This is a genomic window from Erwinia endophytica (genome assembly GCF_009295515.1).
GTDB classification, from domain to species: domain Bacteria; phylum Pseudomonadota; class Gammaproteobacteria; order Enterobacterales; family Enterobacteriaceae; genus Erwinia; species Erwinia endophytica.
Window position 1 is genome coordinate 204,136 of record NZ_RQVV01000053.1, and the last position, 21,627, is coordinate 225,762.

Below are 21,627 nucleotides of genomic sequence, written 5' to 3' on the forward strand. Positions count from 1 at the left end.
GTCAAGAATAAGACAGCCCAGTGCATGAACAAACTATGCACTGGGCTGTGTGGTATTGATGTGATGCGGTTAGCGCCGGTATTTTTGCTTTGTTCTTCCGCTGAGGATATATACCTGTGGCAATCTCTCATCGTGTGATTAGTGATTATGCGGGTTGGTTACAGACCACCTCTTGCTGTCTACGCTGAGAAGCTACCGCTACGGAAGATACGGCATCCAGAGCCTTTTCCAACACTTCGTTATAGGGTGCTCTGGAGTCCAGATCGAGAATCCGGGAACCGTTGTAATTAAGCTCGACCATTACCGCAATTTTATCCTGCAACTCTTCATAACTATGGTCAGGTTTACGGGCAAAAGCGGTTTCGACATCAATATCAAGGCGAATAATTAATTCAGGACGGCATAAAGCCATTCGTTGATACAACTTGCGCTCACGTAATGCCAGTCGGGTCATCAGCCAGCCAGTCACGCGTTCGACGCCAATGCCCGGTCCGTCATAATGAAAACCTGACATTTCGGCCTGTGGAAAGCGATCACTAATCACCAATACGCCACTTTGTGCCAGACGTTGTACTTTGCCTAAATTAGACTCACGCCACAATGAGAGCCCGTACATTATTAAGGCAGCCCAGAGAGGTGGCGCTTTGCTACTCATGCTCTGCGTTTTCTCAGATTTGGCCGCCAGGCGTCGCTCAAGCCATACCCCGATAAACGGCAAACGTTTAATTTTATCGCCGTCTTCACCGGAGATGAGCCCTAAATAGCGACGTTCAGTCACAAAATGCTTCTGCAGGTTTTTGACTAAGTCTGCTGTAAGCGTGGATTTGCCCGTGCCATCACAACCCACTACCGCAACAAGCCCTGGCACATAAGTGGGGGATGATTCGTTGTCTGTATTCACTCTGTCTGTTTGCATTTATATTGATATCAAAAGGTATGCACAAGCCTGAGCTTGTGACTACGAAAGAGAAGTGCGAATCGCATCTAACGATTCATCGAGAATCTTACTGGCGGGTTCCCGGCCATCTAAATCAAGAATCTTTGCGCCATTAAAAGTAAGATTGGGTATGACCTTGATTTTCTCGCGCAATGCTTCGAGCTTGTGATCAGGCTTGCGTGAATACGCCGTTTGTTCGTCAACATTAAGTCGAATCAATAACAGGGGAGGATAAGAGGCCATCCACTGGTACAGTTTTTGCTCACGTTTTCTCAGCGCGCGTACCCAAAAGTTACCTCCAGTTGCTTTTGCCAACTGAGGCCCATCAAAGCGAAACCCCGCGACCTCAGCTTGCGGGTAACGATCGGTAACCAGTAATTGCCCCTGTTGAGTCTTCTTCAGCATTTTCCTGAATTTGTAGGCGCGCCAACAAGACAGTAAATAGATAACCAGAGAGGTGACATTACCTGGGGGAGCGCTGGGCCTGTCATGTACACGATCAGACTTAGCCACCAAATAGCGACCAACACAAGCCCCAATAATGGGTAGACTGCTGATCCATTCACCTATGCGTCCCGATGACTGCCCGAGATAAAGCTGTTGTGTCGGCCATTGCGTAGAAAGATGGCTGACTAAACTGGCAGCTAAAGTCGATTTACCAGAGCCATCACAACCGGTTATCGCAATCACACGCACAGGGGCATGGTTGGTAAAGGGGGTAATCTCTTGACTCACTTCCAAAAACCTAAGATTAAAAAAAGATATTGTATGCTAATTGACCCTCGACCTTCAAAATATTTTTCCCATTTAGCAATAAGAGCTACTATTGACGACTTTTCTCTTTACAAATGATATATTCTTCGAAATATATTGAGGGAGAGTATTTTTTATGCATTCTAAATTCCCACCGCTAATATCGGTTATTGGCAGCGATGGTTCTGGGAAATCCACTGTTTGTGAACACCTTATTAGCTGTCTGGAAAAATATGGTCCCGCAGCTCAGGTTCACCTGGGTAAACAGGCTGGTAATGTAGAACGTGCGGTCGTTAAGCTTCCTTTCATGGGGCGTATTCTTCGCAAGTCAATAGATAAGAATAAAACCAAGGTCGCTAAGTCTCATCCCAGCGCTTTGCCTGCTTTAGTCATTATGTCTTTTGTGGTACGCCGATTATTGCGTTTTCGGCGTATGCTGGCTTTGCGTAAACGTGGTTTCATTATATTGTCCGATCGTTTCCCTCAAGTTCAGTTTCCTGGTGCTTATGATGGCATGCTGCTTCCTCCCAGCGTACCGGGTAATCGTTTTGTGACATGGCTGGCGGGACGTGAGAGGGCGGCTTTTTACTGGATGGCCACTCAGAAACCTGATTTAGTCATTAAACTCAATGTTGATCTTGATGTCGCCTGCGCACGTAAGCCGGATCATGAGCGAGAGTCTCTCGCCAGGAAAATAGCTATAACGCCAAAACTGACATTTGAAGGCGCAAAAATTATTGATCTTGATGCTAATAAACCGCTTGATGAGGTATTACGTGCAGCTGAGGAAGCCGTAACGAATTTCATGGAAACGCGTGGCTATCACTATATTGATGAAGGCAAGTCTGTCGCCACCTCATAGCCTTCTATCGTCATTGTATCCAATGCCAAACCGCCGATGATGTTCGGGAAGAAGCCGTCTGTGTGAAGTGGATATCGGCTGTTTGGCCTTGTTGGACTCCCCGCCAATGAGTGGAGTGTCTGGCGTTGAGTAAACTCTCCACTCCAAGCCACATATCCGGCATCAACCCGTCAGCCGCGTAAGGGGTATTTTTATCCACCTTTTGTCACGAAACCCTGACGCTTGCGGCGAGGATCCGTCCCTGGAGCCTCGGCTCGCGCGACAGTCTGCTTATCTACATTGCTATACTTGTAGTACTATTTGGAACCGCTATTGAGTACCTATTTTTATCACATAATGTGACGTGATAGCGTCCTGCGTCTGGCTAACAGACAGTGTCCGTCGCGGTGATAATATCAGTATGATCAACCTTTTTCATTCGCTAAAAGCTGAACACCTTTACGGTAAAGGTGTGTTATCCGTTGGAGCGATGATGCGAGCGGCAGTGTTTAATTATCTTCGACGGCCATTATACTTACTGGCGATGCCAGAGCCAGGAAAAGTGGGAAAGTAATTCTTATGCATTGTGAGTGGAATACATAAGCTAATTGACTTACTTCTTATAATATATTTAATTAAATGACTTTATTTGTATTTGCAAAAAGCGACAATATGGCATTGCCAAAACAAAAACATAATTTCCAACTAAATTAATATTTAATTGGAAATTATCTCTTGCTTGTGAGTTATTTTATTGTTTTTAATGATCTTGTCCCTGATGGCGAGCTGTTGTTCACCCACATCCCGGCGCGCGTCAACCGGATTCAATACCGCTGTGGTAACATTTATGACAGCGCTGATATGGGGTTGCTTGAGACGCTATGAAAAAATCCACGCATTGCGTGGATTTATGGTTTTTTAACGTGATTTTGAGGGGGTGAGATCGTCTGAACCCACTCAAGATTATTCAGACGTTAAATAAGAAATTCATCACATCACCATCTTTCACGATGTAATCTTTGCCTTCGGATCGCATCTTGCCGGCTTCTTTTGCACCCTGTTCACCTTTGTAGGTGATGAAATCTTCATAGCTGATCGTTTGGGCGCGGATAAAGCCTTTCTCAAAGTCGGTATGAATTTTACCCGCGGCCTGTGGCGCTGTCGCACCAACCGGGATGGTCCAGGCACGGACTTCTTTCACACCTGCGGTGAAGTAGGTCTGCAGATTCAGCAGGGCGTAGCCCGCACGAATGACGCGGTTCAGGCCCGGTTCTTCCAGCCCCAGTTCGGCCATAAACTCCTCGCGATCCTCGTCGTCCAGCTCGGCAATATCGGATTCTACAGCGGCACACACCGGTACCACGACGGAACCTTCTTTCTCGGCAATCGCCCGCACCACGTCCAGATAAGGGTTGTTATCGAAACCGTCTTCGTTAACGTTGGCGATATACATCGTGGGCTTCAGCGTCAGAAAGCTCAGGTAGCGGATAGCGGCTTTATCTTCTTCGCTCAGATCCAGTGAACGTAGCATTCCGGCGTTTTCCAGATGCGCCCGGCATTTTTCCAGCGCGACCTGTTCGGCTTTCGCGTCTTTGTCACCGCCTTTAGCGCGTTTTTGCACACGTTGCAGCGCGCGTTCACAGGTATCCAGATCGGACAACGCCAGCTCGGTATTGATCACGTCAATATCATCAGCCGGATCGACTTTATTATTCACATGGATAATGTTGTCGTTCTCGAAACAGCGAACCACATGGCCGATCGCTTCAGTTTCGCGGATGTTGGTCAGAAACTGGTTACCCAGACCTTCACCTTTGGAAGCGCCTTTAACCAGTCCGGCGATATCCACGAACTCCATGGTCGTTGGCAGGATACGCTGCGGCTTGACGATTTCCGCCAGCTTGTCCAGACGGGGATCTGGCATTGGCACCACGCCGGTATTCGGTTCAATGGTACAGAACGGGAAGTTTGCTGCTTCGATGCCCGCTTTGGTTAACGCATTGAACAGGGTGGATTTCCCAACATTTGGCAGGCCCACAATACCGCATTTAAATCCCATCGTTGAATCACCTTAATTTCTTAATAATCAGTGAGTTGATAGAGTCACTGAACTGTCTGAGAGTATTATTACCGCGCATTATACACGTAATTATCGACTCAATGGCGTTGTTTTCCAATTGGGGGGAAAGGATCAAAGTTGAGATCTTGTTCACATTCCACCATACTGACATAACTTGACAATTGATGGAGAGCCTTGCTGATGCCTAGCACGTTGCTTACGCCACCCTGATTTTTCCTTCTCCCGCAACATCTGTTGCACTTCATGTCTTTCTGACGAGTTTGACGATACTCACTTACCTGGCGGTGTTGTCACCACTGGTAGCATTATTATGATGGAAAATTAGCATGTTCAATCTGAGCAACCTCAGCGTGGCCGGGGTAAAAAATGATATTTTGGCTGGCGCGGTTGTCTCCGTGGCCCTAATCCCTGAAGCCACCGCTTTTTCGCTGCTCGCCGGGCTGTCGCCAACGATTGGCCTGCATACCGCTTTTATCCTTGGGCTGGTCACCGCGTTGTTTGGGGGAAAACCCGGCATGATCTCTGGCGCAGCGGGTTCTATCGTGGTCGTGCTGGTCAGTTTGATTGCAGCTCATGGTTATCAGTATGTGTTGCTGGCGACTATTTTGGCTGGGTTGATCCAGCTGCTTATTGGTCTGTTCCGACTGGGAAAATTTATCTGCCTGGTGCCGCAGCCCGCTATTTATGGCTTTGTTAATGGCCTGGCCATTGTTATCGCGTTGGCGCAAATCCCGCTGATCAAACATCAGGGGCCACTGACGTACAGTCTGGTGGCGCTGACCATGTTAATTGTCTGGCTGTTCCCTAAATTGAGCAAAGCTATCCCTGGCTCGCTGGCCGCTCTGATTGCTATCAGCGCTCTGGTCATCGGTTGTGGTTTGGATACCCGCCGCGTGGGCGACCTGGCGGATATCTCCGGTACTCTGCCGGCATTTCATCTGCCTGAGGTTGCGCTAAACTGGACGGCATTAAAGGTGGTGTTGCCATATTCGGTCATTATCGCCCTGGTTGGATTGATCGAATCGTTGCTGACGTTGACGGTCCTCGATGAAATGGGGAGGAAGAAAGGTGACAGCAATAAAGAGTGCGTGGCACAGGGTATCGGTAATACCCTCTGTGGCTTTTTCGGTAGCTTTGCCGGATGCGCGATGATTGGTCAGTCGATTATCAACTTCACCTCGGGTGGACGTGGTCGTATTTCTAACCTGGTGGGGGCGTTACTCCTGATCCTGTTTGTGGTCAGTCTGTCGAAATATATTGCACTGTTACCGGTGGCGGCATTGGCTGGGATTATGTTGGTCGTCTGTATTAATACCTTTGAATGGCGTTCTTTCCAACGTCTGAAATGCATGCCGAAAGCCGATGCGATTATTATGATCGCGGTGACGGTGGTCACCATTTATACCGACCTGGCGATGGCAGTTATCTTCGGTATGGTTATCTCGGCACTGGTTTTTGCCTGGCAACATGTACGTATCGCTATCTTTGCGCAGGAAGAAAGTGCTGAGCAGAAGGTCTATCAACTGGAAGGGCCGTTATTCTTTGGCTCTGTCGCCCGTTTCCATGAATTGTTCCATCCGGAGAAAGACCCGCAGAAGGTGATTATCGATTTTGCCCGTACCCGGGTGATGGACTCCAGTGGGGTCGAGGCTATCGATAAACTGACCGCTCGCTATGTCGCGGTGGGTAAAAGCGTACGCTTGCGCCATCTTAGCGCAGATTGCATCGAACTTTTAACGCAGGCAGGGCCGTTTTGCAGTCACGAACGGGATGATGCAGATTGTGCCGCGCGCTAGCCGGTAACTACCGGGGATAAATCCATGAGTGGGTTTATCCCGCTTTGAAACTATGCAGCCGGTTCATCGCTTTCAGGCGGTCTTCCTTCAGCCAGAGTTCGGTACAGCGCGCCGCTTCGTCTACTGCGCCATCAATCAGTTGTTGCTCGGTTGCCGGAGGTTTACCCAGTACAAACCCCACCACTTTGTTTCGGTCACCAGGATGGCCGATGCCGATCCGCAGACGATGGAAGTTTTGATTGTTCCCCAACTTGTTGATGATGTCTTTCAGTCCGTTATGGCCGCCATGGCCGCCGCCCTGTTTGAACTTCGCCACCCCTGGCGGCAAATCCAGCTCATCATGTGCCACCAGAATCTCTTCCGGCGCGATACGGTAAAAAGTGGCCATCGCCGCCACGGCTTTACCGCTCAGGTTCATAAAGGTCGTGGGAACCAGCAAGCGGATATCTTCACCGGCAATATTCAGTCGGGCGGTATGACCATAAAACTTACTTTCTTCTTTCAACGACTGATTGTGGCGTTCCGCCAGTAAATCGACATACCAGGCCCCGGCGTTATGGCGCGTTGCGGCGTATTCAGCGCCGGGATTGGCCAGACCCACAATCAGTTTAATGCTATTCACGTCGTTCTGTTCCTGATGAGTGCATAGGGAAGGGCGCCAGTGTACTAAGAGCGGTTAAAGAACTCAAAATTGTGAGCAACAAAGCAATAATTGAATAGCGTAATAATACGTTTTCTAGCGATAAGTCAGTGTATTGCGTGTAAAAATTTGTCCAAGTTTTAGCAACAAATGTGATCTGCTGCGCAACGAATAAGTAAACCATTGCATAAAATTATGACACTACAGTGTGAGAACACGCTTTTGCACTGATTTCCGGAGGTGAAAAATGAAACGTAAACATGCCAATATTACCGGTAATTCATTGATGGCCCTGGGGCTGGTGGTGATGGTAGCTGGTATTGGTTACGCAGTATTGAATCAACTGCCACAACTACAATTGCCTCAGTTTATGACGCATAGCGCTATCTTTGGTATTTTTATCGGTGCGCTGATGTGGCTGGTGGGGGCGAGTATTAGCGGACGTGAAAAAGTGACTGATCGCTACTACTGGATCCGGCACTATGGTGATAAACGCTGTCGCCGGACGTCAAATCATCTCCAGCACTGAGCCGCGTCATTCACGCCTCCTTGCCGGAGGCGTTTTGCTTTTCCGGTCCCTTCAAGATATCTCAGCGAGCGGTGATGCAACAAACAACCTCACCCGGTTTCTGCCCTGTGCTTTTGCCTGATAGAGCGCTTCATCGGCGGCAACCATCAACGAAGCAATTGGCTGATGGGGGCAGAGGCGAGTCGCTACGCCAATACTGACGGTGTAATGAACCCCTTCCGGCCGTGCATTTTCCACCGCCCTGCGTATGTTTTCGGCATAGTCCAGTGCTTCTTTTTCACTGGCGCTGATAATGGCGGCAAATTCTTCACCGCCCAACCGGGCAAAATATCCTGTTACAGGCATGAACGATTCCACCTGCCGACAAAAATCCATCAGTACGATGTCGCCCAGATAATGCCCGAAACAGTCATTGATGGATTTGAAGTGATCGAGATCGAACAGTATTACTGCCAATGGAAGGTTTTTTTTTAAACAAAATTTGCCCAGCTTGTTGCCTTTTTCAAACAAGGCGCGACGATTCCAGATACCGGTTAGAGGATCAAGCAGAGATGCCTGTTTGTATTTAATCTGTGTGTGTTCATTGACCATCGCCAACATGGCGAAAGTCAGGCTAATGACCAGCATTGTCGATTCAAGAATGATGTAAATGGAGAACGTAGAGAAGCTGATGACGTTGTACCATGGGCTGGAAGTCAAGCTCATGAGCAGAATACGGACAAGATGGAGAAACAGATGGATCCACAGCAGTAGTTGCACTGGCCAGTAGGTGACGGGCAAGAGGAGACGAGAGCGGTGCAGTTCGGCGATCATCCAGGCTGTATAGATAATGCACAATATACAGTTAGCGAGATGACGGTGCCACGGAGAGTAGTAAAATGGTGGAGTCAAACAGAGCAATGTCCAAATCAGCGGGCCGAGAAGCCAGAGAACACCACTCTTTGCTCGACGAAACGAGCGAAATGCCAGCACCTGCATACTGTAAGCCAGTATCAGTAAAATATTGCTAACCACGATGGTCCAAAACATCGCTTCTGCATTACGCAGGTAAACCGCGACGACAGAGATAATCAGCGACAGGCACTGAAAACCAAGCGCATGGTTATATTGTGACCCTTTCCAGGCGAAAACCATGATGATGCTCAGAAAAAACAGTACATACAGTTCGCATATGACAAGGGTAAAGATGTCAAATGTCATATTGAGAATATTCCTGGTGGATCGATCTGAGCAAAATAGCATTAATAAATAGCGCTCAGAAGACCCTGCAGTTGTGTTTAACTGAAAAAATGAATAAAAAGATTCAATGAATAATAATCAGTGTAAAAATCAATAAGTTAAGAAATGATTGGCGATAAGCTGCGTGGTTAATGAATAAAATCAATTAACCCGGTTTACTGATATAAGGGGCAGGGGGCGTAAAAAAGGGACAGATAGTCCTGTCCCCTCACGATCAATGCTCAAACATGGCAGAGATGGATTCTTCGTTGCTAATACGTCGAATCGCTTCAGCCAGCATGCCAGACAGCGTCAGAGTACGCACATTGGGCAGCGCTTTGATAGCATCCGACAACGGAATGGTGTCGCAAACCACCACTTCGTCAATGACCGAATGACGCAGATTTTCCACGGCATTACCGGAGAAAATCGGGTGGGTGGCGTAGGCGAATACACGTTTAGCACCGCGTTCCTTGAGCGCCTCGGCGGCTTTGCACAGCGTTCCCCCTGTATCGATCATGTCATCAACCAGAACGCAATCCCGACCAGCAACGTCACCGATGATGTGCATCACCTGTGAAACGTTGGCACGTGGGCGACGTTTGTCGATGATTGCCATATCCGTATCGTTCAGCAGTTTGGCAATCGCGCGGGCGCGTACCACGCCACCAATATCCGGAGAAACCACAATGGGGTTTTCCAGGCCAATCTGCAGCATGTCTTCCAACAGGATAGGGCTGCCGAAGACGTTATCAACCGGGACGTCAAAGAAGCCCTGAATCTGCTCAGCATGCAGATCCACAGTCAATACACGGTCAACACCAACGCTGGAGAGGAAATCAGCCACCACTTTAGCCGTGATCGGTACGCGCGCGGAGCGCACACGACGATCCTGACGGGCATAACCAAAGTAAGGGATAACTGCGGTGATACGGCCAGCGGAAGCACGACGCAGGGCATCTACCATGACCACCAGCTCCATCAGGTTGTCATTGGTCGGCGCACAGGTGGACTGGATGATGAAAATATCACCACCGCGTACATTTTCATTGATTTGTACGCTCACTTCACCATCACTGAAACGACCGACAGCGGCGTCGCCCAGGCTAGTGTAAAGGCGGTTGGCAATACGTTGTGCTAGTTCCGGGGTGGCGTTACCAGCAAAAAGCTTCATATCAGGCACGAGAAGAACCTCAGGCTTTGCGTCCAGAGAATGAACAACATCGTCAGTGGCACTGGGCGGTATACCACTGACGGGTTCATACGGGGATAGTATTGAGCGCTGTGTAACTTCAAGGAACAGGACAAAGGAGCACAGCGGCTCTTATTGTGACGAAAGGTAGCGGTGCAGCGGCGAAATATTAACGCCTCGCGCAACAAAGCCCTGCCACTTTTTCGGCACAAGATCGAACACCTTACGGGCAGTGGACTCGGTGTCAAATTCAGCAAACACACAAGCGCCGGTTCCCGTCAGGCGCGACGGCGCGTATTCTAGCAGCCAGGAAACAAGCTGTTCAACCTCGCGAAAACGTTTTCTTACGACTGGCTCACAATCATTGTGGTAATCAGCCAGTAATAATTCACTGATTTTGCGTCGCGGCGTGTCGCGGCGCAGCGCCGGATCGTTAAATATCGCCGGGGTGGAAATATGCACGCCAGGATGAACCACCAGATACCATTTTTCGGCGGGGGAGGCAGGGGTCAGTTCTTCACCCACGCCTTCCGCAAAGGCGGCAAATCCCTGCACGAACACCGGTACGTCCGCGCCCAGCGTCAGACCCAATGCCGCCAGTTCGGCAAAACTGAAGCCTGTTTTCCAGTAATGATTCAATGCTACCAGTACCGTCGCGGCATCGGAAGATCCTCCGCCCAATCCTCCGCCCATAGGCAGTTTTTTTTCAATCGCGATAGAGGCACCCGCTTGAGGCGGCAACGTGCCGTGCAGTTGCGCCTGCTGGCGTAATAGTTGAGCGGCGCGCACGGCCAGGTTCTCTTCCTGCGGCACCCCGTCGATCGCCGTTAACAGTTTGATCGTACCGCTGTTATCGGCGGTGATGGTCAACTCGTCGCCAAAATCCAAAAACTGAAACAACGTTTGCAGATGGTGATAACCGTCGGGACGACGACCCGTCACGTAGAGGAACAGATTCAGTTTAGCGGGAGCGGGCCATTTCGCACTGGCGGGCATGGCTGATTGAACAAGGTCGCCACTCATTTAATAGTCCAGGTGTCCATTTTCAGTTTGATACGCTGGTTGCCTTCGTGGAGTTCCATATTGGCAGGCAGGTTCGGATTTTGCTGCGGGTCGTAGCCCAGATAGTCCACTTTCCAGTGCTGGTCATTGCGGCTGTAGTTCACTTCATGCAGGCGGTACTGAGAATCGAGCGAGTAATCGCTGGCGTCGCCCGGCAATCCCATCATCCACTGACGCAGATTGCTGAGTGGGATAGCCATTCCGGTGAGTTGCGCGATCATTTTCTCAGCATCATTACCGACATAACGTTTGCCTTTATTGTCGACAATCTGCACGACGCTGCCCTGAACATCCAGTTGCAGTTCGGTGCTGCCAAGCGGGTTAGTCAGCAGCAGGCGATAGCGATCAGGCGCGGTCTGCTGCCAGTTAAAACGCGCGTAGACTTTCTGGCTATCAGAAAGATAGGCAAAAGCGCCACGCGTTTGGTACTGGGTAATTTTTTGCACTTCCTGCTGGTGCTGTTGCCATTGTGGCGAGGCGATGCTCTGCCCATGCCCCTGGGGTTTATTGATGCTACAGGCTGCCAGTAACACGCTGGCTAGCGGGAGAAGCCGCATCAGACGGCGATTCTTCATAAACATTGGGGTCAGCTCCTCAGACTCCGGTCAGGCATTCAGGCTCAAATTAACCGTTCACGCTAGCGGCCTGCCAGGGCGGCGTCAATGTTCAATTTGTATTATTTGCTGCTGATAGCTATATCTTGTTACAGCGTTCGGCGAAGGATGGCTTTTCTTGATCTCGCGCATCTTGTAGAATGCGCCTCACAAAACCCTATCAACAGTGGGATAACCGCAATCTACTCACCATGACGTTGCTGGCTCTCGGAATTAATCACAAAACAGCGCCTGTTGCTCTGCGTGAACGTGTCACTTTCTCACCGGAGACGTTGGATCAGGCTCTTAACAGCTTATTGGCTCAACCGCTAGTACAGGGCGGCGTTGTGCTGTCCACGTGTAACCGGACCGAGCTATATCTTAGCGTCGAGCAGCAGGAGAATCTGCAAGAACAGTTGGTGCAATGGTTGTGTGATTATCATCAGCTTAGTGCCGATGAGGTCCGTAAGAGCCTCTACTGGCATCGTGATGACGAAGCGGTCAGCCACCTGATGCGTGTTGCCAGTGGACTGGATTCGCTGGTACTGGGAGAGCCGCAGATCCTCGGACAGGTGAAAAAAGCGTTTGCCGATTCTCACCGTGGTCATCCGATAACCAGTGAACTGGAAAGGATGTTCCAGAAGTCCTTCTCAGTGGCTAAACGTGTCCGCACTGAAACCGATATTGGCGCCAGTGCGGTGTCGGTTGCTTTTGCTGCCTGTACGCTGGCACGACAGATTTTCGAATCGCTGTCGACAGTGACCGTGCTGTTGGTTGGCGCAGGCGAGACTATCGAGCTGGCGGCCCGCCATCTGCGCGAACATGGTGTGCAGAAGCTGATCATCGCGAACCGAACGCGTGAACGAGCACAATTACTGGCTGATGAGGTCGGGGCGGAAGTGATTAGCCTGGCCGACATTGATGAGCGTCTGTCGGAAGCCGACATTATCATCAGTTCAACGGCCAGTCCGTTGCCTATTATTGGTAAGGGGATGATGGAACGAGCGCTGAAAAAACGGCGCAATCAGCCGGTGCTGATCGTGGATATCGCGGTTCCGCGTGACGTGGAGCCGGAAGTGGGCAAGCTGGCTAATGCTTATCTCTATAGCGTTGATGACTTGCAGGCGATTATTGAAAGTAACATGGCACAGCGTAAGGCCGCTGCCTTGCAAGCCGAAAATATTGTGGAACAGGAAAGCGGTGAGTTTATGTCGTGGCTGCGGGCGCAGAGCGCGGTGGAAACCATTCGTGACTATCGTTCTCAGGCCGATCAGGTACGTAGCGAGCTTGAAGCGCGCGCCCTGGCAGCCTTGCAACAGGGGGCTTCACCGCAAGAAGTGATCCACGATATGGCCCATAAACTGACCAACCGTTTAATTCACGCACCGACCAAATCTCTTCAGCAGGCCGCCCGCGATGGGGACACTGAACGCCTGCATATCTTACGCGACAGCCTCGGGTTGGATTAGTCTTTCTTTCTGATTAACAAGGTAAAATACCATCAATGAAGTCTTCTATTGTTGCCAAACTGGTCGCCTTACAGGAGCGCCATGAAGAAGTTGAGGCGTTGCTGGGCGATGCTGGCGTAATTGCCGATCAAGAGCGTTTTCGTGCGCTGTCGCGCGAATATGCTCAGTTGACGGACGTCACTCAGTGCTTTCGCCGTTGGCAACAGACTCAGGATGACATCGCCACTGCGCAAGAGATGCTGAACGACAGCGAAATGCGCGATATGGCGCAGGAAGAGTTGAAAGAAGCCCGCGAGGCCAGCGAACAGTTGGAACAGGAGCTACAGGTATTACTGCTGCCGAAAGATCCCGATGATGAGCGCAACTGCTATCTGGAGGTGCGAGCCGGAACCGGTGGAGATGAAGCCGCCATTTTTGCGGGCGATCTGTTTCGCATGTATTGCCGCTATGCCGAGTCACGCCGCTGGAGAGTGGAAGTGATGAGCGCCAATGAAGGTGAGCACGGCGGTTATAAAGAAGTGATCGCCAAAGTTATCGGCGAGGGCGCCTATGGTCGTCTGAAATTCGAATCAGGCGGGCACCGCGTACAGCGTGTGCCGGAGACTGAATCGCAAGGGCGTATCCATACTTCCGCCTGTACTGTGGCGGTCATGCCGGAAGTGCCTGAAGCCGAACTGCCGGATATTAACCCGGTCGATCTGAAAATTGATACTTTCCGCTCTTCGGGTGCGGGGGGGCAGCACGTCAATACCACCGATTCCGCTATCCGTATTACCCACCTGCCAACCGGTATTGTGGTGGAGTGTCAGGACGAGCGTTCCCAGCATAAAAATAAAGCCAAAGCACTGGCGGTATTGGGATCGCGTATCCGTGCTGCCGAGATGGCCCGCCGACAGCAGGAAGAAGCGTCCACACGCCGTAACCTGCTGGGAACCGGGGACCGTTCTGACCGTAACCGTACCTACAATTATCCTCAGGGGCGTATTACTGATCATCGTATCAACCTGACCGTTTACCGTCTGGAAGAGGCGATGCAGGGCAAACTGGATATGCTGATTGAGCCGGTAGTGCAGGAATATCAGGCGGATCAACTGGCTGCGCTGTCCGGACAGGAATAATGGAGATCCGGCAGTGGCTACGGGCCGCGATTGCACAACTGCCGGGCAGTGAAAGCCCGAAGCGTGATGCGGAAATCCTGCTGGCGTTTGTCACCGGAAAGTCGCGTAGTTGGTTGATCGCTTTTGATGAGACGCCGCTTAACACGGCACAACAGGAACAACTGGATCGTCTGCTGGCTCGTCGCGCGAATGGCGAGCCTGTCGCTTATCTTACTGGTGAGCGCGAATTCTGGTCTTTGTCGCTGGCTGTTTCTCCCGACACGCTGATCCCCCGCCCTGATACTGAATTGTTGGTAGAGCAGGCCCTGGCTCGCCTCCCTACTGCCGCAAAGGTGGTTGATCTGGGGACGGGGACCGGGGCGATTGCGCTGGCATTGGCCAGTGAGCGTCCTGACTGTCAGGTTATTGGCGTGGATCGGATTGCGGCGGCGGTCGAACTGGCCCGGCGTAATGCGCAGCGTCTGGCGATTGCAAATGCGTCCTTCCGCCAGAGCAACTGGTTTAGCGCGCTGACCGGTGAGCAGTTCGCCATGATTGTCAGCAACCCGCCCTATATCGATGAAGCGGATGAACACCTGGCTCAGGGAGATGTTCGCTTCGAACCCGCGACTGCGTTAGTGGCGGCGGATAACGGTCTGTCGGACATCAAAATTATTGTCGCGGGTGCCGGACGACATTTACGGCCTGGTGGTTGGCTGTTGCTGGAACATGGCTGGCAACAGGCTGAACAAGTACGCACTATTTTGCGCGAGAACAGGTTTTCCTCCGTGACAACCTGTCAAGATTATGGCGGCAATGACCGCGTAACCTGTGCTCAGAAACCGTAACCGAGAGAACTTCAATGGCTGACTGGTATAGCTCCATTAAAATGCTTCATCTGCTGACGGTGGCCGTGACCACGCTGATGTTTGTACTACGCTTCTTCTGGTTGCAGACCAGCTCGACGATGCTGCAGCGTCGTTGGGTGCGTATTGTGCCGCATCTCAATGATACGTTGTTATTGCTTTCCGGTATCCTACTGGTGGTGATAACCCATTTTTATCCGTTCTCTCCGCAGGGCGCCTGGCTGACGGAGAAGCTGTTTGGCGTTATTATCTATATCGCTCTTGGGTTTATCGCTCTCGGGCGCAAACCACGCGCTCAGAAAGTACGGTGGATAGCTTTTATTGTGGCCGCTGCCGCTCTGGTGCTGATTTACCATCTGGCTACCACCAAAATGCCGTTGTTGGGGAATGTATGACGTCGATAGTCGATCCTGAACTCACCGTGACTTCGCTGAGCGAAGCAGTGATAGCCGCCATGGTGGCTATCCGTCCCAATTTTCCTGCTGACGAAGTGAGAAAGCAATTGGCAACGTTGGTAGAGGAAGCCCGCGCCGTTATTCCACCACAACTGGCGCAGGATCTGCAGCTGGAAAAACTGATTGAGCTGTTCTGGAAGCAGTGGGGATTTGGCGGTGCCAGCGGTGTTTACCGTCTCTCTGATACATTGTGGCTGGATAATGTACTCAAAACGCGACAGGGTACGGCGGTATCGTTAGGCATTATTTTCCTGCATATTGCGGAACAGCTGTCACTGCCGTTGATGCCGGTAATTTTCCCAACGCAGCTCATACTCAGAGCCGACTGGCTGGATGACGAGATGTGGTTAATTAATCCTTTCAACGGTGACACGCTGGATGAGCACACGCTGGAAGTCTGGTTGAAGGGGAATATTGGCCCGGTCGCTGAACTTTATGACGATGATCTGCAAGAAGCGGAGCCACAGTTGGTACTCAATAAAATGCTTGATACGCTGAAATCGGCGCTGATGGAAGAGAAACAGATGGAGCTGGCGCTGCAGGTTAGTCAGGTACTGGTGAATATGGACCCCGATGATCCGTATGAGATCCGTGACCGCGGGTTGATCTTCGCCCAACTGGATTGTGAGCATGTGGCGCTGAGCGATTTGACCTATTTTGTTGAACAGTGTCCTGAAGATCCGATCAGTGAAATGATTAAGCTGCAAATTTATTCGATTGAACAAAAACAGATCACCCTGCATTAAATATAAGGCGATGACATGAAACAAAAAGTGGTTAGCATTGGTGACATTAAGGTCGCAAACGATCTGCCATTTGTGCTGTTTGGCGGCATGAACGTGCTGGAATCGCGTGATCTGGCGATGCGGATTTGTGAACACTACGTCACCGTGACCCAGAAACTGGGGATCCCTTACGTGTTTAAAGCCTCTTTTGACAAGGCTAATCGCTCCTCAATCCGCTCGTACCGCGGCCCAGGCCTGGAAGAAGGCATGAAAATTTTCCAGGAGCTGAAACAGGCTTTTGGCGTCAAAGTGATAACTGATGTGCATGAACCCAGCCAGGCACAGCCAGTCGCCGACGTGGTGGACGTTATCCAGTTGCCGGCGTTCCTTGCCCGCCAGACTGATTTGGTGGAGGCGATGGCGAAAACTGGCGCGGTGATTAACGTGAAGAAACCTCAATTCGTTAGCCCAGGTCAGATGGGGAATATTGTTGAGAAGTTCGCTGAAGGCGGTAACGAGAAAGTGATCCTGTGTGACCGTGGCGCCAACTTTGGTTACGATAATCTGGTGGTCGATATGTTGGGCTTTAACGTCATGAAGCAGGTTTCTAACGGCAGCCCGGTCATTTTTGACGTGACCCATGCGTTGCAGTGCCGTGATCCGTTTGGTGCTGCCTCTGGTGGCCGTCGTGGTCAGGTAACTGAGCTGGCCCGGGCCGGTATGGCGGTGGGTCTGGCGGGGTTGTTTATTGAGGCGCACCCGGATCCGGCTAACGCCAGGTGTGATGGTCCTTCCGCATTGCCGCTGGACAAGCTGGAGCCTTTCCTCAAACAAATCAAAGCACTTGACGATTTAGTTAAAAACTTTCCGGAGCTGGATACCAGCCATTAAGGATGTTGGAGGCTGGCTTGCATGCCAGCCTTTTTCTTTGCAAGGACCCATGAATGAACAAACATGCCGCACTGATATTGGTGGCGCTGCTGCTGGCAGGCTGCAGCAGCGGGGGAGAAAATGCTTCTCACAATTCGCTGTCCGATCATAACTTTGTTCTGAAGGGCGTTGATGGTCAGGCTGTGACACCGTCGGTTGGTATCCGGCCAGGGATCAATTTTGCGCAGGACATGCGCGTCAGTGGTGTGATGTGTAATCGCTTCTTTGGCCAGGGAAAACTGCAGCATGGCAAGCTGAGCGTGCCACAGTTGTCCTCAACGCGGATGCTGTGCATCGATCCACAGTTGAACGAGTGGGAAACCATGATCGGGAAAATGCTAACGACAGGGGTAACACTGAAACTTGAGCGCCAGACCCTGACGTTGAGCGGATCAGGCCACACTCTGGTGTATGTTGCAGATCATTGATTCAGGTGCAGACTCGTACTCTGAGGTGTGCGCATCATTTAAAACGGCATCAGGATTATCACTGATGCCGTTTGCTTTTATAGCATGATGGTTATCAGGTAACCGGCAAACAGCGCCAAATGCGCCGCGCCGTTCAGCACGTTGGTGCGCCCGGTAGAGAACGACACCTGACAAAGCAGCAGGGCGGCCAGCATCAGGACCATCTGCGGCGGTTCCAGCCCGAAAATGAGTTGATGTCCGGTCAGTGTGGCAATGACGGTTACCGCCGGTACGGTCAGTGAAATGGTCGCCAACACTGAGCCAAAGAACAGGTTCATCGCCCGTTGAACCTGGTTAGCCAGCACGGCTTTAATCGCCCCTAATCCTTCGGGTGAGAGGATCAGTAGCGCGACCAGGAACCCAACAAATCCTTCTGGCGCATTCAGTCTCGTCAGCAGTGACTCCAGTGGTGTGGCATCCGTTTTAGTGACCGCAATGACCGCAACCAGATGCACGATGAGCCAGAGCGTGTGCCAGAGGCTTGAGTGGGCTGAGGGCTTACCATGATGAGGATTATCGTCATCGCTCTTATCTTCATGCTCATAAACGAACAGATTCTGGTGCGTTTTAGTCTGGATAAGTAAGAACACGCCATACATTGCGGCGGAAATGCCTGAAATCAGCAGTGCTTGAGAAACTGAAAAATTGCCGCCAGGCAAGGCATTGGGGAACACCAGCACCAGGATCCCCAGAGGAAAGAGGGCAATCAGATACTGCTTAACGCCAGCCAGGTTAACGAACTGGGTGGCAAATTTGCGTCCACCCAGCAGCAGAGCAAAACCCACCAGACCGCAAGTGACAATCATAACAATTGAATACAAGGTATCACGCATCAGGGCGGGTGCGGCATCGCCGGTCGCCATCAATGCGGAGATCAGACTGACTTCAAGGATAACGACCGACAAGCTGAGAATGAGCGAACCGTAGGGTTCACCCAGGCGGTGGGCCAGTACATCGGCATGGCGAACCACACTGAAAGCGCTACTGAGGATAGCGACCAGCGCCAACAGATTGATGGCGACGATCATGGTCATTGAAGTGGAATGGCCAAAGAAGCCAATAATAATCAGAGCAGCGACCGGAAGAATCAGAGTCGTCTCTTTATGGCGTGTTTTAACGCTTTCTTGCGCCGTCATAAGCATCATTTTCCTTAAGTGGGTCCGCTGGAGTGGAGATTAGGAAGTCATCACTGGTGTTATTGTTATCATTTATCATGGTGATATTACCAGCGGTGGAAGTGTAACGGGTAGTGGATTAAAAACGTGAACATTTTACATTGTTTTACGCTTTACAGGGTGATTGTGGTTTAAACCACAATTAAACATCATTTTTTTCTCTATCTTTATGTCAATGTTGATTTAATTATAATTTTTATTTCTTTATTTTAACCATTTCATCGCCATTAAGTACCTCAATTTTTGATGATAAAAACGTTCTGGTGCAGTTTTCTTATTGAAGGGTAGAAAAACATGATCTTCTCAAAGAGGGGGGCTTTGGCAAGCTAACTGAAAGGAGATAAATCATGCCTCACAGCTCAAAATCTGCTCTTCCTGACAGTGTTAAGCATGCCTTACCGTCCCATACGCAGTAGGCTTTCAGATGAATATAAAGACCCAAAGGAGAGCCATGGCAAGGGGGCCGTGAAGAAATTAGCCACAACGTTGTCGGAGCGGTGGTTAAACACCAGTATCAAAAAATGTGCGTCAAACTTGATTATATAGCCTTAATTGACATATGGTCATTAACAGCAGCGAAGGCATAAGTTTCTTAAGAATTTTCAGGCACACACAATAGGCCAGGCATGGCTGAAAATATGCATGGGCAGGAGAAGGGCAATGTTAACAAGAGATTTCCTGAAAAAAGCGGATTGTAAGACGGCTTTTGGTGCTATCGAGGAATCCCTGTTATGGAGCAGTGAGCAGCGAGCTGCCTCGCTGGCTGCCACCCTGGCCTGTCGTCCGGATCAGAGTCCGGTATGGATTTTTGGCTACGGTTCGCTGATGTGGAACCCGGTGTTTGAATCCGATGAAGTGGCTGAGGGAACGTTGCAGGGCTGGCATCGCGCGTTTTGTTTGCGGTTGATTGCCGGACGCGGAACGGCGATGCGGCCAGGTAGAATGTTGGCGTTGAAAGAGGGCGGAACAACGACAGGGCTGGCCTTTCGTCTGCCGGAAGACAAGCTACACGAGGATCTGGAGCTGTTGTGGAAGCGTGAGATGGTCACCGGTTGCTATCTGCCGACCTGGTGTGAACTGACGCTGGCTGATGGTCGTAACGCCATGGCAATCGTGTTTGTGATGGACCCAAATCACGAGCTGTATGAAGCTGACTCGAGCCCGAAAACCATCGCACCGCTGATTGCCCAGGCCTGTGGGCCTCTTGGCACCAATGCCCAGTATCTTTTTTCGCTTGAACAGGAGCTAAAAAAACGTGGATTGCATGATGATTGCCTGACCGATTTGGTACAGTACGTCCGCGATCTGCAGCAATGTTCCCATAATTTGGCAGGGTGATCCCCCGCCATTTCAGCCTGGATTAACCAGCCAGGTTCCGACCCGGTTGATCTCTAACTGCTGGCTGTGCACGGTGGTAGCGGTTTGTACTTCGATCTGATAGCTTCCCGCGACCAGGTTGAGTGATGCATAACCGCTATTGTTTGGTTTCACCTCCACCGGCTTACCGTTCAGCATGATCTTCTCACTGTTGCCCAGTTTCAGGTATACCGTCGCCATAATAGGGGCGGCGGCAGATGGTGGGGCTAATGCCGCAGGGGCTTCGGCTGCCGTGACTCCCTGTTCAACGGCAGGTATCCGGGTCACCTCAGGTGGGGTTGGCTCAGGATGTGGAGCATCGTGGTTCAGCAGATTTGCCAGGACCACCACGGCGAGTACGGCCACGCCGGCGATGATCACCACTGATTTTGACAGTTTACGGCCCGGTTGAAGGGGCACAGGTTCAGCGGTGCTTGAATTGACAGCGTTCGCCACCGGCTCTTGCTGTCGCGCTGGTTCGGCGGCGTGGGGCGACACTTTTTTCGTCACATGGGGGGCCGTGGTGACGAACTCTTCGACCGTACTGATGGGCAGTTCTATCAATGTCGCCAACTCATCAATGCTCTGCGGGCGATCCTGCGCTTTCATTGCCAGAGAATGATCGATGGCATTGAGCAGTGACAGCGAGAAGCCTTTTGGGCGTCGTTTCGTCAAGGGTTCGTAGCGATCCTCAATACAGCGTACTACGCTGACGGGCGGCGGACTGCCGGTCACCAGCGTATGCAACACGGCACCCAGCGCATAGATATCGGTCCACGGTCCTTGATCAATATCACTCTCTTCGCTGTATTGCTCAATCGGCGCATAACCCGGCTTAAGCATGATCTCGGTCTCATCGGAGAGGTTGCCAATTTCTTTACGCGCGGAACCAAAGTCCAGGAGTACCGGTAACTGATTATCCTGGATCTGAATGTTATCCAGCGAGATGTCGCGATGCAGATAGCCAGCACGGTGAATGGTGTCTATTGCGCCGAACAGAGGGGGCAGCAGATGGTGGATCCAGGCGTCGGTCAATGTTTCCGGGCTGCTTTGTTGCCACTCTTTCAGCGTGATGCCGCTATAGTAAAGGGTCCCCATATAAGCGGTGCCGTTCTCTTCCCAGAAGCGCAGCACATGCAGTAAACCCGGATGGTTGAATCGCGCCAGCAGACGGGCTTCCTGAATAAAACTGTTCAGGCCGGCAGCAAATAGCTTCTGATGACGTTCGCTGCGCAGGACAATCGCCTGAGTTTCATTACGGGTTGCCAGAGAAATCGGCAGGTATTCTTTGATTGCGATGGTGCGTTCAAGCAGATGGTCCCAGGCACGATAAACAATCCCGAAACCGCCCCCCCCGATCACGTCCTTAATCTCAAACTCGTTAAAACGGTAGCCAATCGGAAGGGCATTGGGCATGTTTTTCGTATGATCGTTTGCCGACATAAT

General features: G+C 51.0%; 21 protein-coding genes. 11 read left to right on the forward strand and 10 right to left on the reverse strand.

Annotated elements, in window-relative coordinates:
• Positions 1–145: 145 nt before the first annotated feature.
• Together EH228_RS15620 and EH228_RS15625 are read right to left on the reverse strand one after the other, a co-directional pair.
• The gene (locus EH228_RS15620; protein ID WP_152322538.1) at positions 146–916 is read right to left on the reverse strand and encodes a nucleoside/nucleotide kinase family protein; all 771 of its coding nucleotides are present in this window, start codon (positions 914–916) and stop codon (positions 146–148) included.
• 42 nt (positions 917–958) lie between these two features.
• The gene (locus tag EH228_RS15625) at positions 959–1,672 is read right to left on the reverse strand and encodes a nucleoside/nucleotide kinase family protein (RefSeq protein WP_152322539.1); all 714 of its coding nucleotides are present in this window, start codon (positions 1,670–1,672) and stop codon (positions 959–961) included.
• Between the two features lie 154 nt (positions 1,673–1,826).
• On the opposite strand from EH228_RS15625, the gene EH228_RS15630 reads away from it, so the two are divergent.
• Positions 1,827–2,552 (forward strand): dTMP kinase, encoded by a 726-nt coding sequence (locus EH228_RS15630; protein ID WP_152322540.1) that lies wholly within the window; start codon positions 1,827–1,829, stop codon positions 2,550–2,552.
• A 946-nt stretch (positions 2,553–3,498) separates the two neighbouring features.
• Here the strand turns inward: EH228_RS15630 and ychF are convergent.
• On the reverse strand, positions 3,499–4,590 hold the full coding sequence (ychF, locus tag EH228_RS15635; protein ID WP_152322541.1) for a redox-regulated ATPase YchF: 1,092 nt from the start codon (positions 4,588–4,590) through the stop codon (positions 3,499–3,501).
• Positions 4,591–4,937: 347 nt separating this feature from the next.
• On the opposite strand from ychF, the gene EH228_RS15640 reads away from it, so the two are divergent.
• Entirely contained in the window at positions 4,938–6,407 is a 1,470-nt protein-coding gene (locus tag EH228_RS15640; protein WP_152322542.1) for a SulP family inorganic anion transporter, read from the forward strand.
• Positions 6,408–6,441: 34 nt separating this feature from the next.
• Here EH228_RS15640 and pth read toward each other — a convergent pair whose 3' ends face one another.
• Positions 6,442–7,029, reverse strand: a complete 588-nt coding sequence (gene pth, locus EH228_RS15645) for an aminoacyl-tRNA hydrolase (RefSeq protein ID WP_152322543.1) — start codon at positions 7,027–7,029, stop codon at positions 6,442–6,444.
• 265 nt (positions 7,030–7,294) lie between these two features.
• Here pth and ychH point away from each other — a divergent pair, with 265 nt between their 5' ends.
• Positions 7,295–7,576, forward strand: a complete 282-nt coding sequence (ychH, locus tag EH228_RS15650) for a stress-induced protein YchH (protein ID WP_152322544.1) — start codon at positions 7,295–7,297, stop codon at positions 7,574–7,576.
• Positions 7,577–7,627: 51 nt separating this feature from the next.
• Here the strand turns inward: ychH and EH228_RS15655 are convergent, their stop codons facing one another.
• From EH228_RS15655 to lolB, 4 genes are all read right to left on the reverse strand, one after another.
• Complete coding sequence (locus tag EH228_RS15655) at positions 7,628–8,776, reverse strand: GGDEF domain-containing protein (RefSeq protein WP_152322545.1); 1,149 nt, start codon at positions 8,774–8,776, stop codon at positions 7,628–7,630.
• A 253-nt stretch (positions 8,777–9,029) separates the two neighbouring features.
• On the reverse strand, positions 9,030–9,977 hold the full coding sequence (gene prs, locus EH228_RS15660) for a ribose-phosphate diphosphokinase (RefSeq protein WP_152322546.1): 948 nt from the start codon (positions 9,975–9,977) through the stop codon (positions 9,030–9,032).
• Positions 9,978–10,118: 141 nt separating this feature from the next.
• Positions 10,119–11,009 carry a 4-(cytidine 5'-diphospho)-2-C-methyl-D-erythritol kinase gene (ispE, locus tag EH228_RS15665; RefSeq protein WP_240116308.1) on the reverse strand — a complete coding sequence of 297 codons (891 nt, stop codon included), beginning with the start codon at positions 11,007–11,009 and terminating at the stop codon, positions 10,119–10,121.
• Complete coding sequence (lolB, locus tag EH228_RS15670) at positions 11,006–11,629, reverse strand: lipoprotein insertase outer membrane protein LolB (protein WP_152322547.1); 624 nt, start codon at positions 11,627–11,629, stop codon at positions 11,006–11,008. The genes ispE and lolB overlap by 4 nt, the downstream gene beginning before the upstream one ends.
• A 224-nt stretch (positions 11,630–11,853) precedes the next feature.
• On the opposite strand from lolB, the gene hemA reads away from it, so the two are divergent.
• Genes hemA through EH228_RS15705 form a run of 7 tightly spaced genes read left to right on the forward strand, consistent with a single transcriptional unit; the run spans position 11,854 to position 17,611 of the window.
• A complete protein-coding gene (hemA, locus tag EH228_RS15675; RefSeq protein ID WP_152322705.1) occupies positions 11,854–13,110 on the forward strand; it encodes a glutamyl-tRNA reductase in 1,257 nt (418 codons plus the stop codon).
• Positions 13,111–13,145: 35 nt separating this feature from the next.
• Positions 13,146–14,228: a peptide chain release factor 1 gene (gene prfA / locus EH228_RS15680; RefSeq protein WP_152322548.1), complete on the forward strand. Its 1,083-nt coding sequence runs from the start codon at positions 13,146–13,148 to the stop codon at positions 14,226–14,228.
• Positions 14,228–15,055, forward strand: a complete 828-nt coding sequence (gene prmC / locus EH228_RS15685) for a peptide chain release factor N(5)-glutamine methyltransferase (protein ID WP_152322549.1) — start codon at positions 14,228–14,230, stop codon at positions 15,053–15,055. The genes prfA and prmC overlap by 1 nt, the downstream gene beginning before the upstream one ends.
• Before the next feature lie 14 nt (positions 15,056–15,069).
• On the forward strand, positions 15,070–15,468 hold the full coding sequence (locus EH228_RS15690) for a SirB2 family protein (protein WP_152322550.1): 399 nt from the start codon (positions 15,070–15,072) through the stop codon (positions 15,466–15,468).
• Positions 15,465–16,274 carry an invasion regulator SirB1 gene (gene sirB1 / locus EH228_RS15695; RefSeq protein WP_152322551.1) on the forward strand — a complete coding sequence of 270 codons (810 nt, stop codon included), beginning with the start codon at positions 15,465–15,467 and terminating at the stop codon, positions 16,272–16,274. The genes EH228_RS15690 and sirB1 overlap by 4 nt, the downstream gene beginning before the upstream one ends.
• Positions 16,275–16,289: 15 nt before the next feature.
• On the forward strand, positions 16,290–17,144 hold the full coding sequence (gene kdsA / locus EH228_RS15700; RefSeq protein WP_152322552.1) for a 3-deoxy-8-phosphooctulonate synthase: 855 nt from the start codon (positions 16,290–16,292) through the stop codon (positions 17,142–17,144).
• 53 nt (positions 17,145–17,197) lie between these two features.
• Positions 17,198–17,611: an META domain-containing protein gene (locus tag EH228_RS15705; protein ID WP_152322553.1), complete on the forward strand. Its 414-nt coding sequence runs from the start codon at positions 17,198–17,200 to the stop codon at positions 17,609–17,611.
• 77 nt (positions 17,612–17,688) lie between these two features.
• Here EH228_RS15705 and chaA read toward each other — a convergent pair whose 3' ends face one another.
• On the reverse strand, positions 17,689–18,786 hold the full coding sequence (gene chaA, locus EH228_RS15710; protein ID WP_152322554.1) for a sodium-potassium/proton antiporter ChaA: 1,098 nt from the start codon (positions 18,784–18,786) through the stop codon (positions 17,689–17,691).
• 699 nt (positions 18,787–19,485) lie between these two features.
• Here chaA and EH228_RS15715 point away from each other — a divergent pair.
• A complete protein-coding gene (locus tag EH228_RS15715) occupies positions 19,486–20,163 on the forward strand; it encodes a gamma-glutamylcyclotransferase (protein WP_152322555.1) in 678 nt (225 codons plus the stop codon).
• A gap of 12 nt (positions 20,164–20,175) precedes the next feature.
• Here EH228_RS15715 and EH228_RS15720 read toward each other — a convergent pair whose 3' ends face one another.
• Complete coding sequence (locus tag EH228_RS15720; RefSeq protein WP_152322556.1) at positions 20,176–21,624, reverse strand: serine/threonine protein kinase; 1,449 nt, start codon at positions 21,622–21,624, stop codon at positions 20,176–20,178.
• Between the last annotated feature and the right edge of the window lie 3 nt (positions 21,625–21,627).

Coding starts and splice junctions, on each gene's coding strand:
- ychF (WP_152322541.1), bottom strand. CDS start 4,590: ATGGGATTTAAATGCGGTATTGTGGGCCTGCCAAATGTTGGGAAATCC.
- hemA (WP_152322705.1), top strand. CDS start 11,854: ATGACGTTGCTGGCTCTCGGAATTAATCACAAAACAGCGCCTGTTGCT.
- prmC (WP_152322549.1), top strand. CDS start 14,228: ATGGAGATCCGGCAGTGGCTACGGGCCGCGATTGCACAACTGCCGGGC.
- EH228_RS15655 (WP_152322545.1), bottom strand. CDS start 8,776: ATGACATTTGACATCTTTACCCTTGTCATATGCGAACTGTATGTACTG.
- sirB1 (WP_152322551.1), top strand. CDS start 15,465: ATGACGTCGATAGTCGATCCTGAACTCACCGTGACTTCGCTGAGCGAA.
- EH228_RS15690 (WP_152322550.1), top strand. CDS start 15,070: ATGGCTGACTGGTATAGCTCCATTAAAATGCTTCATCTGCTGACGGTG.
- ychH (WP_152322544.1), top strand. CDS start 7,295: ATGAAACGTAAACATGCCAATATTACCGGTAATTCATTGATGGCCCTG.
- EH228_RS15640 (WP_152322542.1), top strand. CDS start 4,938: ATGTTCAATCTGAGCAACCTCAGCGTGGCCGGGGTAAAAAATGATATT.
- kdsA (WP_152322552.1), top strand. CDS start 16,290: ATGAAACAAAAAGTGGTTAGCATTGGTGACATTAAGGTCGCAAACGAT.
- ispE (WP_240116308.1), bottom strand. CDS start 11,009: ATGAGTGGCGACCTTGTTCAATCAGCCATGCCCGCCAGTGCGAAATGG.
- EH228_RS15630 (WP_152322540.1), top strand. CDS start 1,827: ATGCATTCTAAATTCCCACCGCTAATATCGGTTATTGGCAGCGATGGT.
- EH228_RS15705 (WP_152322553.1), top strand. CDS start 17,198: ATGAACAAACATGCCGCACTGATATTGGTGGCGCTGCTGCTGGCAGGC.
- lolB (WP_152322547.1), bottom strand. CDS start 11,629: ATGTTTATGAAGAATCGCCGTCTGATGCGGCTTCTCCCGCTAGCCAGC.
- EH228_RS15715 (WP_152322555.1), top strand. CDS start 19,486: ATGTTAACAAGAGATTTCCTGAAAAAAGCGGATTGTAAGACGGCTTTT.
- EH228_RS15720 (WP_152322556.1), bottom strand. CDS start 21,624: ATGTCGGCAAACGATCATACGAAAAACATGCCCAATGCCCTTCCGATT.
- EH228_RS15620 (WP_152322538.1), bottom strand. CDS start 916: ATGCAAACAGACAGAGTGAATACAGACAACGAATCATCCCCCACTTAT.
- prfA (WP_152322548.1), top strand. CDS start 13,146: ATGAAGTCTTCTATTGTTGCCAAACTGGTCGCCTTACAGGAGCGCCAT.
- chaA (WP_152322554.1), bottom strand. CDS start 18,786: ATGACGGCGCAAGAAAGCGTTAAAACACGCCATAAAGAGACGACTCTG.